Raw genomic sequence first — 4,104 nt, forward strand, 5'->3', positions numbered from 1 at the left:
TTCATCAGCGTCAGGTAGAAATACACATCTTCCTGATCCACATACATGCGCTGCAACCCGTGATGCACCAGAACCGCAACCTCATAAGAGAACGTCGGATCGTAAGAGATACAGTTCGGGATCGTCCCTGCGAGGATATGGCTGTGACCGTCCTCATGCTGCAGACCTTCACCGTTCAGCGTTGTGCGTCCAGCAGTGCCGCCCAGCATAAAGCCACGCGCGCGGCTATCACCTGCTGCCCAGCACAGATCGCCGATCCGTTGGAAACCGAACATGGAATAGTAGATAAAGAACGGAACCATCGGCACGCCGTGGTTGGAATAGGACGTCGCCGCTGCAATCCAATCCGCCATCGCGCCCGCCTCGTTGATGCCTTCCTGAAGCACCTGACCGTCAGTCGATTCCTTATAATAGGACATCTGATCGCGGTCTTCGGGCGTGTAATTCTGACCCTTGGGGTTATAAATCCCAACCGAACGGAACAACCCTTCCATACCGAACGTACGGCTTTCATCTGGAACGATAGGCACAACGTTCTTGCCCATATTCTTGTCGCGCAGAAGCGTTGTCAGAATACGTACAAAGGCCATTGTCGTGGAAATTTCACGATCACCCGTGCTCTTGAGTTGAGCTTCAAACTTGCTGAGCGGCGGAATTTCAAGACTCGGCGTATCGCGCCATTCACGTTTCGGGAATTCACCGCCAAGCTCTGTGCGGCGTTCTAGCAAGTAAGCCTTTTGCTGGTTGTTCAGTGCAACAAACGGCGCTTTTGGTAGGTCTTCATCGCTGATCGGAATCTGAAAACGATCACGGAACGCACGAAGCTGGTCTTCGGCCATTTTCTTTTGCTGGTGCGTGGTGTTCTGGCCTTCGCCAGCCGTGCCCATGCCGTAACCTTTGACCGTTTTCACCAACAAACATGTTGGCTGACCCTTAGTCTCTGTCGCGCGTTTGAAGGCTGTGTAAACCTTCTTCGGCTCATGACCACCGCGGCGCAGCGCCCAAATTTGCTCGTCCGACCAATCGGCAACCAAAGCGGCAGTTTCAGGATACTTCCCAAAGAAATGCTCGCGAATGTACGCGCCATCTTTGGATTTGAACGTTTGATAATCCCCATCAACCGTTTCATCCATCAACTGGCGCAAACGACCGGAAGTGTCTTTTTCGAGCAGAGCATCCCAGCCCTTGCCCCAAAGTAGCTTGATTACGTTCCAGCCAGCACCGCGGAAGCCGCCCTCGAGCTCTTGAACGATTTTACCGTTGCCGCGCACAGGACCATCAAGGCGCTGCAGGTTGCAGTTCACGACGAAGATCAGGTTATCGAGACCTTCACGTGCCGCCAAATCAATCGCGCCGCGCGATTCCGGTTCGTCCATTTCACCATCGCCAAGGAAGACCCAAACCTTACGGTCGCCCATATCGATGTGGCCACGGTTGTGCATGTATTTCATAAACCGCGCTTGGTAGATCGCCATAAGCGGGCCAAGGCCCATGGAAACCGTTGGGAACTGCCAGTAATCCGGCATGAGCCATGGGTGTGGGTATGACGATAGACCAGCGCCGTTCACTTCAGAGCGGAAGTTTTCCATCTGCTCTTCTGTCAAACGACCTTCCATGAAGCTACGCGCATAGATGCCTGGGATCACATGACCTTGGAAAAACACCAAATCGCCACCGTGGATTGCTGATTTAGAACGCCAGAAGTGGTTCAAACCAATGTCGTACATAACCGCAGAAGAGGCAAAAGACGCAATGTGACCGCCATATTCGCTGGACACTTTATTACGGCGCACAACTGTTGCCATCGCGTTCCAACGGTTGATCGTGCGAATGCGCCATTCCATTTCCTGATCGCCAGGAACGTCGACTTCGTCATCGAACGGGATCGTATTTTGGTAAGGCGTTGTCGCTGAAAACGGCAGTTGCGCGCCAGCAGCGCGGGCCTGTTGTACAGCTTTGTCTAACAAATAATGCGCGCGGTTCGCGCCATCGCGTTCGATCACATCGGAAATAGCGTCCTGCCATTCCTGCGATTCAACTGGATCGATATCGTGGTTTTGATCGGTCATTCGTCCCTCTTCCCTCAGTCACTATGAGTGATCCCTGCGCATATAGTATAAAGCTAAACAAATAGCACGCTGCAAGAACACTCAGGTCGGCGCGAGATTTCCATACTGGAAACTACAAGCGCGATTTCGTGTGAGGGGGGAATAGCACGCGAGGTTTCCCCTAGGTAGACGCGCAGCGTTATAGCGCCATGCGTGAGGTGCATAGCTAATTAATTTAATGTTAAATTAAATTTGAATTGCCGGAATGAAAAAAGGCCCAGAGCAACCTCTAGGCCTTTTAGTCAAACAATGAGTGCTCGTCGCTCAGGCCCAACGACCACCAAAGTCTTCAGGAACAAGTAAGTTATCGCGACTAAGGTTGTTCACATCGCGCTCACCGCACAATGCCATCGAGATATCCAGCTCCTTACGGATCACCTCTAGTGCGCTTGTAACGCCTGCCTGCCCCATCGCACCTAGACCGTAGATATATGCGCGGCCGATATACGTGCCTTTTGCGCCCAACGCCAAAGCCTTCAGCACATCTTGCCCAGAACGAATGCCACCATCCATGTGTACTTCGATCTGATCGCCAACCGCGTCCATGATCTCAGGCAACATCTTGATAGAGCTCATCGCCCCATCCAACTGGCGTCCACCATGGTTGGATACAATGATCGCATCCGCACCCACTTTCAGTGCCATTTTCGCATCTTCCGCATCAAGAATACCCTTGAGGATAATCTTGCCGCCCCACATTTCCTTAAGCTTCTCGATCTTTTTCCAGTCAAGCGACAGATCGAATTGTTCGGCTGTCCACGCCGCGAGATTAGTGTTGTCAGAGACGCCATGCACATGCCCGACAATATTGCCAAACCCACGGTTCTGCGTTTTCAACATCTCCAAACCCCAAGTCCACTTGGTCATCAGGTTTGCAATCGTCTTTGCTGTCAGCTTGGGCGGAGCGGACAGGCCGTTTTTCAAATCTTTATGACGTTGACCAAGGATTTGCAGATCCAAGGTAATCACCAAAGCAGAACAATTGGCCGCCTTTGCACGCTCGATCAAACGGCGTACGTAGTCTTCGTCATTCATTGTGTATAGCTGAAACCAAAACGGCTTGCTCGTTTGCTCGGCCACCGCCTCTATCGAACAAATCGACATCGTAGACAGCGTATAAGGCACGCCGAACGCTTCGGCGGCTTTGGCGGCTTTGATCTCACCATCAGCAGATTGCATTCCCGTCAAACCAACCGGCGCAAGCGCGACAGGCATCGCAACGTCCTGTCCAATCATCTGGCTAGTCGTCGTGCGCCCGCTCATGTCGACGGCCACGCGTTGACGTAGACGGATTTGATCAAAGTCAGTGGAATTTTCGCGGAAGGTCTGCTCAGTCCAACTGCCGCTTTCGGCATAGTCATAAAACATCTTCGGCACGCGCCGTTTATAGATACGCTTTAAGTCGTTTATCTCTGTAATGACTGCCATCGAACGCGTCCCTCTCCAATTGGTAAAGAATAGTTGCCAGTTTGAAACTGTTGAAGCAACCAAACAAATCGAACAAGGCAGCAAAAAAGGCGCGCAAAATTGCACGCCTTTACTAGAAATCTAATTGTGAATCCGATCAGGCGCTATGCGCACCGTCTGATAGGGTTTTCACAAAAGCCAGAACATCTGCGACGCTCTCCCCGGCCGCGATACGTTCTACAATCGCCGATCCAACGACTGCACCGTCAGACAGTTCAGCTATTTCGCGTGACTTTTCCGGTGTTTTGATACCAAAACCAACGATCACAGGAAGATCAGTTTGCGATTTGATCCGTGCCACTTCCGGCCCAACGTCGGCGCCTTCCGCATTCGCGGCACCTGTGATGCCCGTGATAGACACATAGTACACAAAGCCAGAGGTGTTCTGCAAAACCCGTGGGAGACGCACATCGTCTGTCGTAGGCGTCGCAAGGCGGATAAAGTTCAAGCCCGCCGCTTGCGAGGGAATGCATAGCTCTGAGTCTTCTTCTGGCGGAAGATCCACAACGATCAAACCGTCGATGCCAGC

Annotated in this window: 3 protein-coding genes; all 3 read right to left on the bottom strand. The window is 52.2% G+C overall.

Features of this window, described 5'->3' with window-relative positions; translation table 11 throughout:
* Positions 1 to 2,069 (bottom strand): pyruvate dehydrogenase (acetyl-transferring), homodimeric type (aceE, locus tag ABJQ89_RS21560; RefSeq protein WP_348498207.1); only part of this gene is annotated, 2,069 nt, incomplete at its 3' end.
* 303 nt (positions 2,070 to 2,372) lie between these two features.
* The gene (locus ABJQ89_RS21565; RefSeq protein WP_348498208.1) at positions 2,373 to 3,536 is read right to left on the bottom strand and encodes an alpha-hydroxy acid oxidase; all 1,164 of its coding nucleotides are present in this window, start codon (positions 3,534 to 3,536) and stop codon (positions 2,373 to 2,375) included.
* A 136-nt stretch (positions 3,537 to 3,672) separates the two neighbouring features.
* Positions 3,673 to 4,104, bottom strand: a 432-nt coding sequence (gene trpA / locus ABJQ89_RS21570; RefSeq protein ID WP_348498209.1) for a tryptophan synthase subunit alpha, incomplete at its 5' end; no start/stop codon positions are given.

The organism is Planktotalea sp., from assembly GCF_039984035.1.
Lineage (GTDB): Bacteria > Pseudomonadota > Alphaproteobacteria > Rhodobacterales > Rhodobacteraceae > Planktotalea.

Coding starts and splice junctions, on each gene's coding strand:
- ABJQ89_RS21565 (WP_348498208.1), bottom strand. CDS start 3,536: ATGGCAGTCATTACAGAGATAAACGACTTAAAGCGTATCTATAAACGG.